General features: G+C 56.9%; 2 protein-coding genes. One reads left to right on the forward strand and one right to left on the reverse strand.

Annotation, left to right across the window (positions count from 1 at the left end; all coding sequences use genetic code 11):
* A partial coding sequence (locus ABZX22_RS45215; RefSeq protein ID WP_354923551.1) for a hypothetical protein occupies positions 1-510 on the forward strand: 510 nt, incomplete at its 5' end.
* A 35-nt stretch (positions 511-545) separates the two neighbouring features.
* On the opposite strand, the gene ABZX22_RS45220 is transcribed toward ABZX22_RS45215, so the two are convergent.
* Positions 546-1,189, reverse strand: a 644-nt coding sequence (locus ABZX22_RS45220; protein ID WP_354923554.1) for a hypothetical protein, incomplete at its 5' end; no start/stop codon positions are given.

Below are 1,189 nucleotides of genomic sequence, written 5' to 3' on the forward strand. Positions count from 1 at the left end.
GACTGGGCCATCGCCAACGTGCCCATCCACCGGGTGGAGACGCCCGCACCGATGCCCGGCAACTGGCCCGCCAACGTGAGCGAGTCGGCGTTCTACGAAGAGCAATGCAACGCGCTTTCGGACGCCGGGAACATCCGCTACGCCTATTCCTACGACTTCGAATGCGTCTCCAACATGGGCATGCATTACTGCGACTACAACTGGACCAGCGGCGGCACCTCTTTGGCCGTGTGCCGGCAAGCGTGCGCGTCCGACCTAGTGGGCAAGAGCAACAATCCCTATCGCTGGGAGTGGCCCGAGTCGTCCGTGGTGGCTTCGACGCCCTACACGACCTGCACGGGCCAGCCCGGATGCACGCCCAACGGTGGGTTTGGCACCCAGCAAGGCCTGCCGGCGTGCAACGAGCACAACGTGGGCCAGACCTTGGCGTTCAACTGGTATCGCCAGTTCTACAACCCGGTGCGGGTGGACTATCAAGAGATTACGTTGACGTGCCGGGGGCCAACCTGACATCGAGCTAGAGCCCGAGAACAGGTGATTTGCCCTTAGAAGGGATTCACCACTGGTTTCTCGGGCTTGGCAATACCAATCGTCAAACTCTTAACCTTGATCGCACCAATCGCATAGCGCAGGTTGGAAGGACACATGTCCATCACCACATCCGACAGCGAAGCTGTGACCGCTTCTGCATTTGGGCGATCCTGCTTCCACTCGTAGCGAATCGCTCCCGAAGAAACCTTGAAGTTCTGCCCGCCCTTGTAGACGCACTGCTCTTCTTTCATGGAGTTGTCCACCTTGGGCTCACCATACTTGCTGGTGATCAACGACTTGACGCTATCCACGATCCGATTGGAATCACCCAGATCAATATTTATCGATTGCAACTGCCCTGCGACGAACGTAAGAACCGCCTCTTGAGGCTGGTCACTCAAAGGACTGACGATCTTCGTATTAAACTTATCCTCGCCCGACACTGGACTTGAATGTTTGTATTCGTAAGGCTCCAGAGGAGCGGCAAGGTAAACCCCGTCAGTGGGCGAAAGGCCCTCAACGGCGCTGCGCGACACTCCAACCTCAAGCTTTCCAATACCTATAGGCCCCTTGGCAAAACATGCAATAGGCACTAGAGCCAATGCTGAGACTACGATTCGGATAACCTTCATGACTCCCCCTGATTGAGTTTCCGCAC

This window comes from Nonomuraea sp. NPDC003804 (assembly GCF_040610675.1).
GTDB lineage: Bacteria > Actinomycetota > Actinomycetes > Streptosporangiales > Streptosporangiaceae > Nonomuraea.